Here is a 19,985-nt window from a genome sequence, read left to right on the forward strand (position 1 = left end):
AAAGAACTAACATAACAATAGTTAAGACAGTAATATCTTACTTAAATGAAAATGTTGATAAAGAAGTTACTGAAAACTTAATTAAGTATGTTGAAGATAGAAAAGGTCACGATAGAAGATACGGAATAGACCCAACTAAGATTAAGGAAGAATTAGGATGGTATCCTGAAACTACATTTGAAGTTGGAATTAAGAAAACTATTCAATGGTACTTAGATAACCAAGAATGGATGAAGAATGTTACTTCAGGTGAATATTTAAATTACTATAATGAAATGTATAAATAATTAAAGATTAAATAGAAAGCCTACTTATGTGGGCTTTTTATTTTAAGTGTATGAATTTATAAAATAACCTCTATTAAAAGTCATTAAACTTTTTAATAGAGGTTATTTTTAATGTTTTGAAGGTTTAGTTATTATATGATTTCCTACATAAAGTAATATTATTATAAATAGAGGCAACCACAGAAGGGCAATTCTATTAATTATAAATAAGTCTTTAGCAAGTACTATTAAACCAGTAAGTACTGTAAAATATGCAGTAAATTTAAATAGGAATATGGCTTTTTTATCTTTAATTTTTATTATAAAATATACAAAAGCTAAACAACAAATAACAGTTAAAATAGTTCCTAAAATATTACCTAAAGAATATAAAACTAAATATACTAAACCTGTTGTTAAGAAGCTTAATAGTGGTGGATCATATATAATATGAAGAATTAATTGATAAAATAAATTAATTATCATATTAGGACCAGTTCCAAATTGTGTAGTAAATATATCTTGTAAGTGTGTAATTTGGAAAAATGAGAAAAATGCATTTGAGTGTTGCAATTGAAAATTAAAATTAACAAAGAAATAAATTGTAGCAATTATTGCAATAAAGTATAGTATATCCATAAGGCTAAGAATACGCTTATTATTTTTAAAAGTAAAAACAATACATGCAATAAGAACTAAAAATAAATAAGATCTAAATTTTAATAGCAACATAGCTACTAATAAAATTAAAATTATTGATTTATAATTTATTTTTTGTGCTAATATGTAATAAATCAATATACAAACTAAACAAATTACAATATTATCTCTCATAAGCAGTGAGTTACATAATATATATCCAGGTAATAAACTAAAAATTCCTACACTTATTAAAGAAAGTTTTTCATTTAAATATAATCTAGATGTTTTATATAAAAATATTGCTGTTGGAATATATACAAATAATTTTATTAAAATTAAATCTAGAGTAGATTTTATTCCTATACCTTTAAGGAGTGTTAATAAGATTACGAAGATATTGTAGTTTCCATAACTAGCATGACCTTCCGCATCTACGAATTCATATACAGGTAATTCTTTATGTAACCATGCACTAATATCTCCATTTTTTAAATGACCTAATAAGATATCAGAATCTATGTAATATTTATATTCATCACAAAAGTGATTATTAGCCACATCTCCAAATAATATTCCATGCTCAAATCCATTTGATAAATTATTGTAATAAATAATTATAGCAAATAGAATGTAAATTATTAAAAAACTACTAGACATTATAAAAAAGCTTTTTGAATAGGAGTTTCTTTTATATAAGTAATAGTTTAATAATAATATAAAAATAATTATTATCGGTGTAAAGATACTCATGATATTTTCCTTTCTAAAAGATGTTTGCTAAAGCAAGAGTGTAAATATACGATTTAATTAGCAAAAATAACATCTTTATTTTTTTAAATCTTTCCTTTATTAGTATATATTATTAAACAGAATATAACAATAATATACAAGCTATTTAAAATAGAACATAAGCTATAAAAATAGAAGAATTTTTAAGGCATAAAACAACCTTAAATTCCTATTTAATTATAATTATGACATGTATTTACAAGTATGTTTAAGTTATGTTATCATTATGTAGTATTAAATTATCATATATACTACTAGTGGGATAAAAGAATATTATTTATTTAAGTAAAATAAATAAAAATAATTAATAATGTTAATTAATTATTGATTATATAGAGAGAAATAAGTTATAATTGGACTTAATGACGACAAAAAATGACAAATTTTATTGTTAACTCTGTTATAAAAGTGAATATGTTGTAATAAAGTCAACAATAATTACAAAAAATTCCAAACTTTTGTTGATTTTGTTTTGTTATGATTTAATTTTAATATTAAATTAAGAGGATATTTATTTAAAGCGAAAAACTTCTAAAACCTTAATATATAGAGGTTTTAGAATAAAAAATAATATAAAAACTTTAGACTAACAATAAAAACGGAGGAGATGGAATGGGGAGAAAAAAATTTCTTGTACTATTTGTATGTGTATTGTTTATCTTTAATGTTTTTAATTTTAATGTACAAGCATTAAGTAGCAATTCGACAAGCAAAGCAATTGGAAATGTTAACATAGTTTCAAATGTAGATACTTCACTTGAAGCTGTGGAAGCATGGGCAAGAAGTAAAAATGCTACTGAAACTTTTGTTGGTTTAGCTAAAATATACAAACAGTATGCTGAATCAAGAGGTGGAGTCAACTGGGTATTAGCTTATGTACAAGCTGCTAAGGAGACTGGATATGGAAAGTTTGGTGGGGTATTAGATGAATCTTACCATAATCCATGTGGATTAAAGAATCCAAGTGGTGGAGATGATTATGATGCTAATGCTCATAAGAAATTTGACAACTGGGAGCAAGGAGTAATAGCACATTTAGATCATTTAGCATTATATGCAGCTGCAGAAGGATATCCAAAGACAACTTATGTTGATAGTTGGAAAGATGAAGCTTTAGCATCAAATGAAACATATGACCCAAGACATATAGGATGGTTTGGTACTACTAGTGGTATCTTAGGTAAGGCAAAAGATGTATTAAGCTTAACTGGAAGTTGGGCTTCTGATCCAAACTATGGAGTAGAGCTATTTAGATTATATTGTGACGCAACTAATTCAGAATATTTACCTGCAAAAAGTAACTTAGAATCACCATCAAATTCAGAAGTTATTACTAATGGTAAATTAAGAATTAAAGGTTGGGCTTTACATGCCTTTGGAATTACAGAGATTAAGGTTTTAGTTGATAACTCTCAGGTTGCAACTATAAGTACTGGAGTTAGTAGATCAGATGTTAATTCAGCATATCCAGGATACTTTAATGGATCTAATGCAGGTTTTGATGAGACAATAGATATAAGCAACCTTGGAACTGGAAACAAAACTGTAGAAGTAAAAATTATTGCTAGAAATGGTGAAACTCAAAGTTACAAAAGGAATATAGTTGTAAAAGATGGAAATGTAAGTTTACCTAAAATAAGTAATTTAGATGCACCAACTAATAATAGTGTTGTAACAGATGGAAATCTTAAAATTAGAGGATGGGCATTAGATCAAGCAGGAGTTAAAGAAGTAAGAGTATACATAGATAATAAAGACTTTGGCGCTGTTACTTATGGAACAACAAGATCAGATGTAAACAATGCATATCCAGGATATTCAAGCGGAAACAATGCAGGATTTGATGGAACAATAGATGTCTCAAGTCTAACATCTGGTAATAAAAAAGTAGTTGTAAGGATAACATCTAATGATGGAACAATCCAAAATATTGAGAGAACAATTACTATACAAAAATTACAATCAAGAAGTTGTTTAGATGAACCGACTAATAATTCTATAGCAGGTTCAACAACGTTAAAGGTTAGAGGATGGGCATTAGATTCAAGTGGTATTAAAGAAGTAAGAGTATATGTAGATGGAAAAGATTTAGGTACAGTTACTTATGGAACAACAAGAGCTGATGTAAATAAGGCATATCCAGGATACTCAAGCGGAAATAATGCTGGTTTTGAAGGAATGGTTGACATATCATCTATAAGTACTGGAAATAAGAAATTAACTGTAAAAATAACAGCAAATGATGGAAGTATTCAAACTATAGAAAGAACAATTAAGGTTGAAAAGCTAGCATCAAGAAGTCATTTAGATGAACCTAATAATAATATTACAGTTAAAGGAACAGTAAAAGTAAGAGGATGGGCATTAGATTCAAGTGGTATTAAAGAAGTAAGAGTATATGTAGACGGAAAAGATTTAGGTACAGTTACTTATGGAACATCAAGATCTGATGTAAATAAGGCATATCCAGGATATTCAAGTGGAAATAACGCTGGATTTGAAGGAACTGTTAATATATCAAGTATATCTACAGGAAGTAAAAAGTTAACTGTAAAGATAACAGCAAATGATGGAAATGTTCAAACTATAGAGAGAACAATTAAGGTTGAAAAACTAGCATCAAGAAGTTGTTTGGATGAACCTACTAGTAATCTTACAGTAGCATCAGGACAACTTAAGATTAGAGGATGGGCATTAGCTGATTCTGGAATTAAGGAAGTAAGAGTATATGCAGATGGAAAAGATTTAGGTACAGTTACTTATGGAACATCAAGATCTGATGTAAATAAAGCATATCCAGGATACTCAAGTGGAGATAATGCTGGATTTGAAGGTATGATTGATATATCATCATTAGGTAGTGGAAATAAAAAATTAACTGTAAAAATAACAGCAAATGATGGAACTACTCAAACTATAGACAGAACAGTTAATGTTAAAAACTTACCATCAATAAATTCATTAGATGAGCCTACAAGTGGTACAGTTACAACAACAGGTGAATTAAAGATAAGAGGATGGGCAGTAGCATCAAGTGGTATTAAAGAAGTAAGAGTTTATGTTGATGGTATTGACTTAGGAACTATTACTTATGGGACAACAAGAACTGATGTAAATAAGGTTTATCCAGGGTATTCAAGTGGAAATAATGCTGGATTTGAAGGTACTATTAACTTAGGTGGAATGGCTACTGGAAATAAAAAATTAACTGTAAAAATAACAGCAAATGATGGAAGTAAGCAAATTGTAGAAAGAGATTTTGTATACAGAAAAGCGAAATTAGTAGTTGTTGATCCAGGTCACGAAATTGAATCTGTAGATCCAGGAGCAGTAGCAACTCATAGTGGAATTAGATATGTAGAAGGAAATTTAAATTTACAAATTGCTATCAAATTAAAAGCTGAATTAGAGGCTAGAGGAATAGAAGTATACATGACAAGATATGATAGTGTAATAATTGATAGAGACTCTACTGAAAGTTTAAAGAAAAGAGTCAAAGTTGCAAATGAGATGAATGCGGATTTATTTGTTTCAATACACCATAATTCATTTAGTGCTTCTTCAGCAAATGGATTTGAAGTATATTATAGTACAGGAACTCCAATCACAACTTATATTAGTGAAAGAATGATTACTGAAGATGGAAGAGATTTAACATTAGAAACTAAAGCATATGCTTCTAGAAGTACTACAGATAAGGTTGCCGTAAGTAAAGCATTAGCAACAGCAATAACTAATGAAGCTTCATCTACCTTAGGTTTATATAATAGAGGGGCTAAGGATAGTAATTTATATGTTTGTAAAAATACTACAATGCCTTCAATATTAATAGAAAATGGATTCTTAACTAATCCAACAGAGGCTGCAAAAGTAAGTACTAGTAGTCATCAACAAAAATTAGCAGAAATAACAGCTAAAAGAATTAATGAAGTATTAAAATAAAAAAATAAAAAATAGTATTTTCTCTTGTTTGAGAAAATACTATTTTTTTGTATTATGCTATTTTCTTAGGTTTTATAAATAATCCAATAACTAAAGCAATAATAGTAGGAATTACCCAACCAAAGCCAACACTTGCTAATGGCATAAAGCTTAATGAAGAACCAAAGAATGAGAATAATAATCCACATACTAGAGAAACATAAACTGATAATCTAATAGCAATAATGTTAGTTATGAATTTATTAAGCATAGTAACAACAATGATTGTAATAGCTACTGGATATAAAACATTTAGTATAGGAACTGATAATTTAACAATTTTATCAACACCTTGGCAAGCTATTACATAGCTTATTAAAGATATAGCTATAGAATTAAATTTATATGATAATTTTCCGTTAGTTACTTTTTCAAAGAATGTAGCTCCTGCAGTTAATAAACCAATTGAAGTAGTTAAGCAAGCAAGTCCTATAGCAGCTCCAATTAATACTACACCAAAAGTTCCTAGAATTTTATTAGCAATGAATACTAATAATGAAGTATTACTAATTCCAGCATCAACTAAATTAACAGTATGAGCACCTATAAATGTTAAACCACCATAAACGAATGCTAAACCAATAACAGCAATGACACTAGCTTTTAATAAAACTGAATTTACTTCTTTACCTTTATAACCTTTTTGTATTATAGAAGAAGTAATAACTCCTGCAAATAGTAAGGCAGCTAATGCATCCATTGTTTGATATCCTTCAAGTAAAGATGTAGATAGTATGTTAGTAGCACCTGTAGAAGCCATTTCTCCAATCGGATCTATTACACCTTTAACAATTACTATAGTTAAGATAATTATTAAAGCTGGTGTTAAAAATTTACCTATTGTATCTATAATAGAAGAACGTCTTAGAACAAAGAATAAATTTATTAAGAAATAAATTGCCATTACTATTATAGGTGACCATGTAGGGAAGAATGGTAATATTGAAATTTCAAAAGTAGTTGCAGCAGTTCTTGGGATTGCTAGTAATGGACCTATAGCAAAAAATAGAACTGTTGTAAGGATTAAAGTAAATTTAGTACCTATTTTATTTGTAATACCTTCGAAACTACCATTTCCTCTAGAGCAAGCTAATATAGCAAGTAAAGGAAGTCCAACTCCTGTTAGGACAAATCCTATAATACCTAATAAATATTGATCTCCTAATTTATTTCCAAGTGATGGAGGGAAAATTAAGTTTCCAGCACCGAAGAACATGGAAAATAAGGCAAATCCTACTACAATAGAGTCTTTCATTTTATTTTTCATGTGTATACCTCTTTCTAATTTTTTTATATCTTAAGTAACAGATTAACAAATTATCAAAAAATACTAAGAAAAAATTTAAAATCATTGTTAATCTATGAAATTTGATATAATAATAACATTTTATTAGTATATTTTCAACAAAATATTACAGAAAATATTTGAGTTATTTAGAAATTAATTAAGAATATTTTTTTTGAATTATCTTCTTAATTAAAATCATAGTATTGATTAAATCATTATGTTATTATAGTTGTATATATACTAAAATTTTACTTAGTTAGAGAGGGAATGAAATGAAAGTAAGAAAGGCTATAATACCGGCAGCTGGTCTTGGAACAAGATTTTTACCAGCAACAAAGGCGCAACCAAAGGAAATGCTACCTATAGTTGATAAACCAACAATTCAGTACATTATTGAAGAAGCAGTTGCATCTGGAATTGAGGAAATATTAATAATAACAGGTAGAAATAAAAAATCTATAGAGGACCATTTTGATAAATCTGTTGAATTAGAAATGGAATTAGAAAAAGCAGGAAAGCAAGAAATGCTTGATTTAGTTAGAGGAATATCAGATATGGTAGATATTCATTATATAAGACAAAAAGAACCAAGAGGATTAGGGCATGCTATTCACTGTGCAAAATCTTTTGTAGGTAATGAGCCATTTGCTGTAATGCTTGGAGATGATGTTGTTGAGAGTGAAGTTCCTTGTTTAAAACAATTAATTGATTGCTTTAATGAATATAAAACAACAATATTAGGAGTTCAAACTGTAGCACCTGAAAATGTTGATAAATATGGTATAGTTGATGGAATTCATATTGAAGATAGAGTTTATAAAGTTAAAAGATTAGTAGAAAAACCAGCAATAGAAGAAGCACCAAGTAATGTTGCTATTTTAGGAAGATATATAATTACACCTCAAATTTTTGAGATATTAGAAAATACTAAACCTGGTAAAGGAAATGAAATTCAATTAACAGATGCATTAGAGACTTTAATAAAAAATGAAGCTATGTATGCATATGATTTTGAAGGTAGAAGATATGATGTTGGGGATAAACTAGGATTTTTACAAGCAACAGTTGAATTTGCATTAAAAAGAGAGGAACTTAGAGAAGGCTTTATTGAATATTTAAATACAAAACCTTGGGAAAATGAATAAAATGGTATAAGTTAAAGTAAAAGTCGGCATTTTTGCCGACTTTTATTATTAACCTATTATTTAAACTGTTATCTTGGTATAAGACCAATTTTCTTTTGCATTTTTCTTAAATTCTTAAGAGCAGCATAATTGGCTTTTTCTGCACCTAACTTATAGATTTCTTCTAAAGTCTTTTTATCTTTAAGTAAGTTATTAACTTTTTCTTGAATTGGAGCTAATTCATCTACTATTGCATCTGCAACATCTTTCTTTAAGTCTGCATATCCTTTGCCTTTATATAGAGATACAACTTCTTCTTTGCTATATCCTTTAATTGCAATTAGAATATCAAGTAAGTTTTTAACTCCAGGTTGCTCATCAGAATAGTTAATAACACCAATACTATCAGTAACGGCTCTTGCTATTTTCTTTCTTATAACATCAGGTGAATCCATAATTAAGATATAGCTATTTGGATTATCATCTGATTTTGACATTTTCTTAGTTGGCTCTTGTAAGCTCATTACCTTAGCACCAACTGGTGGAATATATGGATCCGGAATTTTAAATGTTGGGCTATAAGCATTATTAAATCTATTAGCTAAGTCTCTAGCTAATTCTAAATGTTGCTTTTGGTCAATACCAACAGGAACTAAATCCGTATTATATAATAAAATATCAGCAGCCATAAGTACTGGATAAGTAAATAGACCTGCAGGAATAGAATCACCATGCTTTTGAGATTTATCTTTATATTGAGTCATTCTTGAAAGTTCACCCATATAAGTATTACATGTTAAAAGCCAAGCACCTTCAGAATGAGCTGGTACATGAGATTGAATAAATAATGTGTTTTTCTCAGGGTCAATACCACAAGCTACATAAATGGCTAAAACTTCTAAAGTTCTTTTTCTTAGGTCTGCAGGAAGTTGTTTAACTGTTATAGCATGTAAATCAACTACACAGAAGAAGCAGTCATATTCATCTTGAAGTTTAACCCAGTTTTTTAAGGCTCCTAAGTAATTTCCTAAAGTTAAATTTCCAGATGGTTGAATACCACTAAAAATAACTTTTTTCTTTTCTGCTACGTTTTCCAAATATAGCACCCCTTTTCTTTTTTTCTGTAAAAACGTTTTATCTAAGTATTATAATTTCGTATTTCAATTATAGTTACTATTATAAAATTACCCAAATTTTATGTCAAATGAAACATTGATTTGTTTTTTTGACTCATAACTAAATATAAGATTATATGCAAAAAGAAGAGCTGCAAAGCAGCCCCTCCTAATTAATTCAAAAGAATTATCTTCTTTCTCTATTCATCTTTTGAGCTTTTCTAGCCCTTCTGCAATCAGGACATCTAACAGGATCATTTTCAAATCCTTTTTCTTTATAGAATTCTTGTTCTCCTACAGTAAAAATGAATTCCTTCCCACAGTCTTTACAGATGATTTTCTTATCTTCCATTTTATATACCTCCTTAAAATCCATAGGGTTAATCTTGATAACTACTATATACACCTAAGGAAAAAAGGGGTACTTTAATGATATTATCATAGAACTTCCTAATGATTTTTATTACACTATTATTATAGCATAATTTGGTAAAAATGCAACAAACATACTTAAGATATATGAAAAAAAATAAAATTATTTTTTCTTAGATCTTAATGCAAAAGCTGTAAATGCAATTAGTGGTATTGCTACAAACAATATTAAATTAATATATTGATAGTACTTAAGAATAGAAAATAAAATATAATTATTTCTTGATAAAAATGTTCCAAATATAAATATTGCTAAAGTATAAACTGTAGTAAAATATTTATAGTTTTTTATATGTTTTTTATAAATTATATAAACTCCATAGGTTGCAATTGCATACTTTAGGAAAAAGCCAGCCACTGTCTGATATAAGAAGAAGAAATCTCCAAATTCCAAGAAGCCACAGAGCTGAACTCTTTGACTTTGAGTAAACTCAGGATAAAAGAGATTAGCTGCTCTAACTGGGCCAAATGTAGATAATATTCCAATAAGAATGTAAATACATACAGCACCTAATATTCCTAATGCTATAAAGCTATGTTTTTTTAAATTTTTTCCACTATTTAAATATCTTAAATATGGTAAAGCAATAACAAAAGCAGAGAGTGAACCTAAAACTAATAAAAGTGTTGATAAAAATTCACTTCCTATATTACCTGCAAAAACAGGCATAATATACTTCACATCTTTATACTTTTCAGTAATTGTAGATAAGATAAAGGTATTAACACCTAATGAAGATATAAGAATTATTACAAAAATTAAAAATGAACTTATACTTTTTCCAATTAAAAAAACTGATGGTATAAGAAAAAATATAATTATATACCAACTAGGAGTCTCAAGAAAAAAGCAAGATTTAATTACATTAGTCTCCACTGCTGCAGATTCAAGGGCTGCTAAAAATAACCCAAGAGAAAACAAAAATAAAAATATGTTACCTAAAGGTTTAGATAATCCCTGAGTAAAAACTTCATTTATATTATAAACCTTTCGAGAATCCATAACATAAATTAAGTACATGGCAAATGCAAAGAAAATTAAATAAATAATTAATGTATATAGCCATGTGTCTCTTCCCCCTTCTACAATAAACAAAGAGGGATATGTTTTAAAAGATATATATGTAACACCAAAGACAAAAAGTATAAAGTGTTTTGCTGATAATTTATTCATTTCTTTTCCTCCAAATTCTAAATATATGCTAAGTCTATTTTATTATTCTCAAAAAAATGAATATTAAACATGGTGAGAGGAATAATATCCTTAGGTGATGTAAATGGATAATTTAAATTATGTAAAAGAAAGATTTGAAGGATGTTTTGATGTCAAATATAGAGATGTTAAAACAATAATAGGAGATGGTACTTTAGTATTTATAGATGACTTATGTAATGGTCAATGGATGATGGAATACTTAATATTACCATTAAGAGGATTTGGGGAATTAAAAAATACAAGTATAAAGTGTCCAAATGATTTATTAGAAAAGGTACTTGATATAAGTGCAACAGGAATGGCTAAAGATGGAGATGATGCACTTATGCATGTATTATCTGGAGATGTAATATTAATTTTAAAGGATTTTAACGAAATTATATTCTGTGAGGTTAAAAACTTTCCAAGAAGAGGTATAGGAATTCCAGAAACTGAAGCAGTATTAAAGGGACCTAGAGAAGGGTTTAATGAACTTATAGTAGATAATGTTGCATTAATTCGTAGGCGTGTTAAGAATCCGGACTTAAAATTTGAAACTGTTATAGTTGGAGAAGAATCACAAACTGCAGTTGCAATTGCATATATAAAGGGAGTTGCCCCAGATGATTTAGTTAATAAGGTAAAGGATACACTTAAAAATTTAGATTTGAGATTTGTTTTAGATTCAAATTATATAGAAGTGAATTTAAAGAAGCAGCATTCTTTTTTTGATACAGTAGGATATACTGAAAAGCCAGATGAAGTTGCAGCAAAGATTTTTGAAGGACGTATAGGCATTTTAGTTGATGGAACACCATTTGTAATTACAGTACCATATTTCTTTTTAGAAAATTTTCAAATGCCAGATGACTATTATATAAATAGATACTATACAAATTTTAATAGAATATTAAGATGGTTTGCATTTTTAATTGCTTCATTTTTACCAGGACTTTATGTTGGAATCATTACATATCATTTTTCAATGATACCAAGTCTTTTTGTATTTAGGCTTGCTGTATCAAGAGCTGGAGTACCATTACCAACAGTTGTTGAAGTATTTATTATGATGATAGCTTTCCAACTTATAAAAGAAGCTGGATTGAGGTTGCCACAGCCAATTGGTGGAGCAATGAGTATAGTTTCTGCTCTTATTTTAGGTGATGCAGCAGTAGGAGCTGGAATTGCATCAAGAATTACAATAATAGTAGTTGCAATAAGTACATTAAGTTACTTCCTAATACCTAAGGTATATGGAGCTGTTTCATTTTGGTCAATAGTAATAATGTTATCAGCATCATTACTTGGAATACCAGGATTTTTATGTGCCTCATTAATTTATATTATTCAAATAGCAGAATTAGAATCAGTGGGATATCCATTCTTATTCCCATTAGGTAGTATAAGTGAATATAGATTTAAAGATGTATTTTTTAGAGGTAAATTAGATAGAATTTCAAGAAGGATAATAGGAACAGGAGGCAAGAAGAATGCTGAAAAATAAAAGAAGAAAAGCTTCTATATTGTTAAGTTTATTACTTCTACCATTACTTTTAACTGGTTGTTTCGATTATCATGATATTAATAAAGTTACATTTCCAACAAGTATTATTTTTGATGTAGATGATTTAGGGCAAAAAATAGTTTATTTAGATTGTATTAAGCCTTATAGAAGTACTAATGATAGTTCCGATAAAGGAAGAAGAATAATTTATAAAGGCATAGGTAAAACAGCTTTAGAAGCACTAAATGATATAAATAGGGCATCAAGTTTTAAGCTAGATTATAGTCAAACAAGGGCTTATATTTTTACTGAAAAAGCTTCTAGAAAAGGGATTAAAAAGTTTTTAGATTTAATTAATAATAATAGTGAATTTTCAATGAAGCCAAGTGCATTTGTATACTATGGAGATGTAGAGGAGTTATTAAAGACTGTATCTACAGATGAAGAATATTTAGGATTATTTTTAAATGATTTAGTTGGTAAGGAAAAGTATAATCCTAGGGCTGTGAAATCAAATATAAACTATTATTTAAGTAATATCTTAATGGGAAGTAATACAGCTTTATTAACATCAATATCATTAGAAGATAATGCTATAGATAAAAAGATTCAAATACAAGGTTCATCTATTTTTAAAGATAATGTTTTAGTAGAAAAAATAGATATTGAAAATAGTTTAATTTACAATATTATGATGGGTAATGCAAAAAGTGGGACCTTAGAGATTAGTAATCCTGAGAGTAAAGAGAATTTTATTACATTACAAATATTAGATAGTAGCATGAAGGATAAGTTAGAATTTCAAGATGGAAAGTATAAGCTAATAAAAGATGTTAATGTTGAGGTATCGGTAAGTGAGATACAAGGAGAATTAATAGTAGATGCTAATGCGTTAGACTATATTAAAGTAAATGAAGAAGCATATATAAGTGGATATGCTGAATACTTATTTAATAAATATAAGAAACAAAATCTAGATATTTTTGATATTGATAGATTAGCGGAGATGTACTATCCAAATGAAAATATAGATAATCCTTTAAGTGTTACTGAGGTAGAGGTTAATACTAAAGTAATTATAAAAGGAACAGGAGTTGTAAAGGATAGTCTTTAATGTTTTAAAAGTATTAATAATATAATCAAGTTAGTAATAAAAGAAATATAGAAGCATACTATTAAATTAATATAGATAAAACTTAAAGTTACCAAGTGTAAAAGAACAAGGGATAATATAACAATAAAGTTATTTTCTTTGTTCTTTTTTTGTTTATTATAAATATAATATATTACTATAAATTTTTTATTAAAACTTAGTGCTAAAATTAGCAGTTTTAGGTTAAGTTGAATATTATATCTTAGAGAGAGTTTAAGGTAAAATATTATGAATAAGAAGAAACTACTATCTTTAATACAACAGAGGGAAGGGACTAAGTTAGATTTTAAACTGAAAATAGATATTTCATCAGAAGCTGGTAAGAAGGAGCTTGCAAAGGATGTATGTGCTATAGCAAATTCTAAAGGGGGAAGAGGATATCTAATAATAGGAGTTGAGGACAGAACAAAACGATTAGTTGGAATTAATAAGGGGAAATCCTTAGAGGAAGAAAAAATTCAACAAGTTGTAAGTTCAAGATGTGAGCCGCCAATTCCCATAAAGGTGGAAATTGTAAATTTGGATGGGATTGATATTGGAATAATAACAATATTTGATGGAGGACAAAAGCCTTATCAAATAAAGGAAACAGGAGCATTTCATATAAGAAGGGGATCTATTACAGACACTATGAGAAAATCAGAACTTGTAGCGGCATTTGAAGAAAATCAACTATTAACAGTTGAAACATGCCAAGTAGTAAATAGTAGTTCTGAATTTTTAAATAAGGAATTAATAGAAAGATATTTTAAAAGTAAAGGAATAGAGATTAATAGAGAAAATGAAAAGTTTCTACTAGAAAGTGCAGGTATAACTTATTTAGATAAAAGAAATAGGAAAGTTAGATGTACTTTTGGTGGATTATTAGTATTTTGTGATAGTAATAATATATGTATTCCTAATAATGCAATAAGAATAATAAATAAAGTAAACGAGAATTATCCTAGATCAATTATGATAAATGGTAATCTATTAGATATGATAGATAAAACAGAAAAAGAAATGTATACGTTATTACCAAGAGGTTATCCAGTTTTTGCTGTTATGGAAGCAGTAAAAAATTCAGTAATGTATAGAGAATATTCAATTATAGACAGGTTAATAGAGATAATATTAACTAAGAATTCAGTAATAATTATAAGTCCAGGGCAACTAGTAGCTAAGGGTAATATGTTTGGAGATATGGGATATAATAAGAGAAATATGTGGATTTATGATAAGCTAATATCTTTAGATGAAGGTAAGAGATTTATTAATGATGGTAATGGATTAGTGAGAATAAAGGAAGCATTCAAAGGAAAAAGAAAGGTACGGTTAATAAATTCAACATTAGATGACTGTTTTAAAGTTATTTTGCCAATGAACATTGAATAATAAAGTTTAATGGTTAATGATAACTTTAAAGAAAAATGAAGAAGGGTTATTGTACTAAAAATTATTTTGCTAGAATTTTTAATTATGTGTAAAAAGTTTTAACTTATATCTTCAACAGAAATGTGAAGATAATTAACTATATAAAATAATTAAAAAGAAGGAGTGGTTCCAATGATTCAAGTTTTTTGTGCAAGAAGAGGCTCTGGAAAAACAAAAAGGTTAATAGAATTAGCCAACCACCAACAAATAAGCGCTAAAGGCGATGCCGTTTATATTGATGATGATTCTAGACCAATGTTACAGTTAGCAAGAGGTATACGATTTGTAGATACTAATGAATATAATGTTGATGATTGTCAAAGTTTTTATGGTATGTTATGTGGGATAATTTCATCTAATTATGATATTGAAAATATCTATATTGATGGATTATCAAACATTGTTAGATGTACTATGAAGGATTCCACAGAATTGTTTAGAAAGATAGCTGGATTAACAGATAGATTTGGTATTAATGTATATATTAATATTAATGTTGATAATGCTGAAGAAGTACCATCATGTATTAAAGAATACGTAGCATAGGATTGAAAATAATTAAATTTAAATAAATTATAAATAAAGCTACTCAAGTTTGGGTAGCTTTAAGTTTAAAAGAGTTCATATAGATTATTGATAAAGTTTAAATATAAGCTTTTTAAAAGTTAAATTTTCTTGATAAAAGGTTCTAATAAATATATACTAAGTAATATATGAAGTTTTATAGGAGGTAAGGAGATGGCTAACGTTTTAGACGAGTTATTAGACCGTGGATACATAAAGCAATTTACTCATGAAGAAGAAACAAGAGAATTGCTAGAAAAGGAGAAAATAACTTTTTATATAGGATTTGATCCAACAGCTGATAGTTTACATGTAGGTCATTTTATAGCAATGATGTTTATGGCTCATATGCAAAGAGCAGGACATAGACCGATAGCTTTACTTGGTGGAGGAACTGCAATGGTTGGAGATCCATCTGGAAAAACTGATATGAGATCTATGCTTACAAAAGAGCAAATTCAGCATAATGTTTCTTGTATAAAGAAGCAAATGGAGAAGTTCATAGATTTCTCAGATGATAAGGCTATTTTAGTAAATAATGCAGATTGGTTATTAAACTTAAATTATGTTGACTTCTTAAGAGAAGTAGGAGTTCACTTCTCTGTAAATAGAATGTTAACAGCTGAATGCTTCAAACAAAGATTAGAAAAGGGATTATCATTCTTAGAATTTAACTATATGTTAATGCAAGGATATGATTTCTACGTATTAAATCAAAAGTATAACTGTAAAATGCAATTAGGTGGAGATGACCAATGGTCAAATATGATTGCAGGTGTTGAGTTAGTTAGAAGAAAAGCTCAAGGTCAAGCTATGGCAATGACTTGTACATTATTAACTAATAGCCAAGGTCAAAAGATGGGTAAAACAGTTGGTGGAGCATTATGGTTAGATCCAGAAAAAACATCACCATTTGATTTCTATCAATACTGGAGAAATGTAGACGATGCTGATGTTGAGAAATGTTTAGCGTTATTAACATTCTTACCTATGGATGAAGTAAGAAGACTTGGAGCTTTAGAAGGTGCAGAAATAAATAAAGCAAAAACAGTTCTTGCTTATGAAATAACTAAGCTTGTTCATGGTGAAGAGGAAGCAAACAAGGCTAAATCAGCTGCAGAAGCATTATTTGCTGGTGGAGTTGATATGAGTAATGTTCCAACAGTTACAGTTACATCTGAAAGCTTTGGAAAAACTATTCTTGATGTTATAGCTGAAGCTAAGATAGTTCCTTCAAAGGCAGAAGGAAGAAGATTAATTCAACAAGGTGGTCTTTCTATAAATGGAGAAAAGGTTACAGAAATAACAAGAGTATTCACTGAAGAAGATATACAAGATGGAGCAGCTTTAATTAAAAGAGGTAAAAAGAATTATAATAAAATTGTAATTGAATAAACTTATAAATAGAAGAGCTTGTATTAGAAGTATAATTTTATATTAATTTAATACACGCTCTTTATTAATCTTTTTTTATGAAGATTAAAAGTAGCCAATATAAGAGGTGGAGAAGTTATGGAGATAAATAATGATGTGACAGTAACTAGGGCTATAAATAATAATGTTTTGTTAGTTAGGGATAAGGGTGTAGAAAAAATATTATTTGAAAAGGGAATTGGATTTGGAAAGAAATTTGGGGATAAAATAAAAGCTAAAACAGAAGTAAGTAAGATTTTTATAATAGAAGATGATGATAATAGAAAGAACTTTAATGAAATCGTAACCACTGTAGATAATAAATTAATAGGGATATTTGAAGAAGCATTAGGAGAAATCCAAGATGAATTGGGAGAAGAGTTAAACGAAAATATACATGTAGGACTTATAGAGCATTTATCATTTTCAGTTAAGAGATTAAAGAATAACCAAGAAATAATTAATCCATTTTTAAATGAAGTAGAAGCTTTATATTCTAAAGAGTTTAATTTAGCATCTAAATTAGCAAGAAGAGTAGAAAAGGTAGCGAAAGTTAAAATTCCAGATGGTGAAGTAGCTTTTATTGCAATTCACATTCACTCTGCACGTAATAATGGTAAATTAGCCAATACAATAAAATATGCATATTTAAGTAATACAATAGTTGAGTATGTTGAAGATAAACTTGGAATTTATATAGATAGACAATCATTAGATTATACTAGATTTTTAATTCATATTAGATTTGCAATTGAGAGAGTTATGAATGACAAAAAAATAGAAAATACTCTTAAAGATATTATAAAGGAAAAGTACAAGCTTTCTTACACAATATCAAAAGATGTAGCAAAGATTATTAGTGATACATTAGAATGCGAAGTTTGTGAAAATGAAGTAGCATATATAGCTATGCATATTGAAAGGTTTAGGATATCACTATCCCATAACTAAAGTTCTTTGTAAAAAAATGTATGCGCCTCTGAGGTCAATCCAATATTTGGATTGACCTCAGAGTATTTTTATTTTAAGATTAAGTGGTTATAATATATAAATGATAAGTTTAAACAGGAGATAAGGGGGAGTACTATGGCTTTATATGCTATTTCCGATTTACATCTTGCATTAAGTACAGATAAGCCTATGGATATATTCGGTGGCCATTGGATTAACCATGATGAAAAGATAAAGAAGAATTGGACAGATAAGATAACAGAGGAAGATACAGTATTAATTGCTGGAGATATTTCTTGGTCTATGAAATCTGAAGATAGTAAAATAGATTTAGAATGGATAAGCAATTTACCAGGTAAAAAAATTATAAGTAAGGGAAATCATGATTATTGGTGGAGTAGCATATCAAAATTAAATGCTATGTATGATAATATGAAATTCGTACAAAATAATTTTTATATTTATAATGATTATGCTATTTGTGGAACTAGAGGATGGATTGATCCAAGTAGTGATAAATTTAATTCTAAAGACGCAAAGATATATGCAAGAGAGCAAATAAGAATGAAATTATCATTAGATTCAGCAAAAAAGGCTGGATTTAATAAATTTATTGTAATGATTCATTATCCACCTTTCAGTAATGAAAGAGAAGAAACTGAGTTTATGAAGATTTTTCAAGAATATAAGGTTGAAAAAGTTGTCTATGGGCACTTACATGGACCAGCTAATGTAAAGGCAATAGAAGGAGACATTAATGGAGTAGAATATATAATGACTTCATGTGATTTTATTGATTTTAACCCGATTAAGATATTAGATTAAATAGATATAAATTAATGTATAAAAAATATATATTATAGGGATATTATACTTTTAAAACTGAAATTTTAAGTATGTGATTTTTAGTTACAGTTTTTGGTGTTTTTGATATAATGTATTTGTACTAAATATAAGGGTGATGTTTTATGGCAATGCAAAGTTGGAAGAGTTTCCTTATGCCTTATGAACAAGCGGTAGATGAGCTTAAGGTTAAACTAAAGAGTATAAGAAAAGAATATAGAAAAAGAAATGAATATTCTCCAATTGAGTTTGTTACAGGAAGAGTTAAGGAAGTTTCAAGTCTTTTAGAAAAGGCAAATAAGTTTGGAATTCCTCTTGATAGAGTAGGTCAAGAAATGGAGGATATAGCTGGTATAAGAATAATGTGCCAGTTTGTTGATGACATAGATACAGTTATTGAACTTATTAGAGCAAGACGAGATATGCAAATACTTTATGAAAAAGACTATGTAAGAAATGTTAAGCAAAGCGGATATAGAAGTTATCATATGATTATTAAGTATACTGTTTATATGGCAGAAGGTCCAAAGGATATATTAGCAGAGTTTCAAATAAGAACTTTAGCAATGAATTTCTGGGCAACAATAGAGCATTCTTTAAATTATAAGTATAAACAGCATATACCTAAAGAAATACAAGATAAGCTAAAAGAAGCAGCAGACTCAGCATTTAATTTAGATGAGCAGATGCTAGAAATAAAGGACGAAATAAAAGATGCCCAAAGGTTATTTGAAGTTAAGTCAGATATAATAACTAATATAATGAACAATATAATGACTTTAATGTCTCTAGGCAAAACAGCAGAAGCAAGTAGATATCAGGGCATGTTAAATAAACTTGTAGATGAGGGTGAAGTTTGGGAGCTAAATAACCTTTTAAGCACCATCAAAAAAGACATTATACGCTACAAAGAAAGCGAATAATTGAATAATATTGCGTACCACATGGAAGCGAAAAAATGAAATATTTATTTTCCGGTAATGGTGAAATTTTCACCTAGAATTTATATAATTGATTCCGTAAAGTTTGCTAAAGTTTTTAAACTCGCTGTTCGCTCAAACAGTAAAAACTTTTTTACGCAACTTTACTCCATCAATTATTAAATTCTACGGCTTAATTTCAATGATACCTCCAAATAAATATTTCATTTTTTTCTTTTTACATGTGTTTGCTTATAACACGCATCTTTATAGTTAATGTTTTGTGCTACAAATTTTTCTTATATTAAAGTTAATTTGTATATTAATATTTTTAGTTTATTTAAATATATATATTTAGAAGTTAACAATTTATTATATAAAATATAGCAGAA

The 19,985-nt window shown here is 28.1% G+C and carries 16 protein-coding genes; 11 read left to right on the forward strand and 5 right to left on the reverse strand.

The features are described 5' to 3' along the window. A partial coding sequence (locus tag EJJ37_RS17860; RefSeq protein ID WP_193553918.1) for a GDP-mannose 4,6-dehydratase occupies positions 1-287 on the forward strand: 287 nt, incomplete at its 5' end. A gap of 108 nt (positions 288-395) precedes the next feature. Here the strand turns inward: EJJ37_RS17860 and EJJ37_RS17865 are convergent. Then, a complete protein-coding gene (locus tag EJJ37_RS17865; protein ID WP_133016843.1) occupies positions 396-1,565 on the reverse strand; it encodes a hypothetical protein in 1,170 nt (389 codons plus the stop codon). Positions 1,566-2,309: 744 nt separating this feature from the next. Between EJJ37_RS17865 and EJJ37_RS17870 the strand changes: the two genes are divergently transcribed. Then, positions 2,310-5,639, forward strand: coding sequence for an N-acetylmuramoyl-L-alanine amidase (locus tag EJJ37_RS17870; RefSeq protein WP_133016844.1), 3,330 nt, complete (start codon positions 2,310-2,312; stop codon positions 5,637-5,639). Between the two features lie 52 nt (positions 5,640-5,691). On the opposite strand, the gene brnQ is transcribed toward EJJ37_RS17870, so the two are convergent. Beyond that, a complete protein-coding gene (brnQ, locus tag EJJ37_RS17875; protein ID WP_133016845.1) occupies positions 5,692-6,945 on the reverse strand; it encodes a branched-chain amino acid transport system II carrier protein in 1,254 nt (417 codons plus the stop codon). A gap of 293 nt (positions 6,946-7,238) precedes the next feature. Here brnQ and galU point away from each other — a divergent pair, with 293 nt between their 5' ends. Further along, positions 7,239-8,111, forward strand: a complete 873-nt coding sequence (gene galU / locus EJJ37_RS17880; protein WP_133016846.1) for a UTP--glucose-1-phosphate uridylyltransferase GalU — start codon at positions 7,239-7,241, stop codon at positions 8,109-8,111. A gap of 68 nt (positions 8,112-8,179) precedes the next feature. Here the strand turns inward: galU and trpS are convergent, their stop codons facing one another. From trpS to EJJ37_RS17895, 3 genes are all read right to left on the reverse strand, one after another. Beyond that, on the reverse strand, positions 8,180-9,187 hold the full coding sequence (trpS, locus tag EJJ37_RS17885) for a tryptophan--tRNA ligase (RefSeq protein WP_133016847.1): 1,008 nt from the start codon (positions 9,185-9,187) through the stop codon (positions 8,180-8,182). 205 nt (positions 9,188-9,392) lie between these two features. Then, positions 9,393-9,557, reverse strand: coding sequence for a zinc-ribbon domain-containing protein (locus EJJ37_RS17890; RefSeq protein ID WP_133016848.1), 165 nt, complete (start codon positions 9,555-9,557; stop codon positions 9,393-9,395). A 183-nt stretch (positions 9,558-9,740) separates the two neighbouring features. Continuing rightward, on the reverse strand, positions 9,741-10,811 hold the full coding sequence (locus tag EJJ37_RS17895; RefSeq protein ID WP_133016849.1) for an endospore germination permease: 1,071 nt from the start codon (positions 10,809-10,811) through the stop codon (positions 9,741-9,743). Positions 10,812-10,914: 103 nt separating this feature from the next. Between EJJ37_RS17895 and EJJ37_RS17900 the strand changes: the two genes are divergently transcribed. The 8 genes from EJJ37_RS17900 to yjbM all read left to right on the forward strand — a co-directional run bounded on the left by EJJ37_RS17900 (position 10,915) and on the right by yjbM (position 19,596). After that, positions 10,915-12,336, forward strand: a complete 1,422-nt coding sequence (locus EJJ37_RS17900) for a spore germination protein (RefSeq protein WP_133016850.1) — start codon at positions 10,915-10,917, stop codon at positions 12,334-12,336. Continuing rightward, complete coding sequence (locus tag EJJ37_RS17905; RefSeq protein WP_133016851.1) at positions 12,323-13,450, forward strand: Ger(x)C family spore germination protein; 1,128 nt, start codon at positions 12,323-12,325, stop codon at positions 13,448-13,450. The genes EJJ37_RS17900 and EJJ37_RS17905 overlap by 14 nt, the downstream gene beginning before the upstream one ends. 267 nt (positions 13,451-13,717) lie before the next feature. Next, complete coding sequence (locus EJJ37_RS17910) at positions 13,718-14,863, forward strand: AlbA family DNA-binding domain-containing protein (RefSeq protein ID WP_133016852.1); 1,146 nt, start codon at positions 13,718-13,720, stop codon at positions 14,861-14,863. 171 nt (positions 14,864-15,034) lie between these two features. Then, on the forward strand, positions 15,035-15,448 hold the full coding sequence (locus tag EJJ37_RS17915) for a hypothetical protein (protein WP_133016853.1): 414 nt from the start codon (positions 15,035-15,037) through the stop codon (positions 15,446-15,448). A gap of 192 nt (positions 15,449-15,640) precedes the next feature. After that, a complete protein-coding gene (tyrS, locus tag EJJ37_RS17920) occupies positions 15,641-16,861 on the forward strand; it encodes a tyrosine--tRNA ligase (protein ID WP_133016854.1) in 1,221 nt (406 codons plus the stop codon). Between the two features lie 117 nt (positions 16,862-16,978). Continuing rightward, on the forward strand, positions 16,979-17,830 hold the full coding sequence (locus EJJ37_RS17925; RefSeq protein ID WP_133016855.1) for a BglG family transcription antiterminator: 852 nt from the start codon (positions 16,979-16,981) through the stop codon (positions 17,828-17,830). Between the two features lie 135 nt (positions 17,831-17,965). Continuing rightward, entirely contained in the window at positions 17,966-18,655 is a 690-nt protein-coding gene (locus tag EJJ37_RS17930) for a metallophosphoesterase (RefSeq protein ID WP_133016856.1), read from the forward strand. Between the two features lie 143 nt (positions 18,656-18,798). Continuing rightward, positions 18,799-19,596: a GTP diphosphokinase gene (gene yjbM / locus EJJ37_RS17935; protein WP_133016857.1), complete on the forward strand. Its 798-nt coding sequence runs from the start codon at positions 18,799-18,801 to the stop codon at positions 19,594-19,596. Positions 19,597-19,985: the final 389 nt, after the last annotated feature.

The organism is Clostridium cuniculi (assembly GCF_004353185.1).
Taxonomy (GTDB): domain Bacteria; phylum Bacillota; class Clostridia; order Clostridiales; family Clostridiaceae; genus Clostridium; species Clostridium cuniculi.

Excerpts from the sequence above, each read along its gene's own strand:
- galU (WP_133016846.1), top strand. The coding sequence starts at position 7,239 with ATGAAAGTAAGAAAGGCTATAATACCGGCAGCTGGTCTTGGAACAAGA.
- brnQ (WP_133016845.1), bottom strand. The coding sequence starts at position 6,945 with ATGAAAAATAAAATGAAAGACTCTATTGTAGTAGGATTTGCCTTATTT.
- EJJ37_RS17890 (WP_133016848.1), bottom strand. The coding sequence starts at position 9,557 with ATGGAAGATAAGAAAATCATCTGTAAAGACTGTGGGAAGGAATTCATT.
- EJJ37_RS17865 (WP_133016843.1), bottom strand. The coding sequence starts at position 1,565 with ATGTCTAGTAGTTTTTTAATAATTTACATTCTATTTGCTATAATTATT.
- EJJ37_RS17905 (WP_133016851.1), top strand. The coding sequence starts at position 12,323 with ATGCTGAAAAATAAAAGAAGAAAAGCTTCTATATTGTTAAGTTTATTA.
- EJJ37_RS17930 (WP_133016856.1), top strand. The coding sequence starts at position 17,966 with ATGGCTTTATATGCTATTTCCGATTTACATCTTGCATTAAGTACAGAT.
- EJJ37_RS17915 (WP_133016853.1), top strand. The coding sequence starts at position 15,035 with ATGATTCAAGTTTTTTGTGCAAGAAGAGGCTCTGGAAAAACAAAAAGG.
- EJJ37_RS17870 (WP_133016844.1), top strand. The coding sequence starts at position 2,310 with ATGGGGAGAAAAAAATTTCTTGTACTATTTGTATGTGTATTGTTTATC.
- EJJ37_RS17910 (WP_133016852.1), top strand. The coding sequence starts at position 13,718 with ATGAATAAGAAGAAACTACTATCTTTAATACAACAGAGGGAAGGGACT.
- EJJ37_RS17895 (WP_133016849.1), bottom strand. The coding sequence starts at position 10,811 with ATGAATAAATTATCAGCAAAACACTTTATACTTTTTGTCTTTGGTGTT.
- tyrS (WP_133016854.1), top strand. The coding sequence starts at position 15,641 with ATGGCTAACGTTTTAGACGAGTTATTAGACCGTGGATACATAAAGCAA.
- yjbM (WP_133016857.1), top strand. The coding sequence starts at position 18,799 with ATGGCAATGCAAAGTTGGAAGAGTTTCCTTATGCCTTATGAACAAGCG.
- EJJ37_RS17900 (WP_133016850.1), top strand. The coding sequence starts at position 10,915 with ATGGATAATTTAAATTATGTAAAAGAAAGATTTGAAGGATGTTTTGAT.
- EJJ37_RS17925 (WP_133016855.1), top strand. The coding sequence starts at position 16,979 with ATGGAGATAAATAATGATGTGACAGTAACTAGGGCTATAAATAATAAT.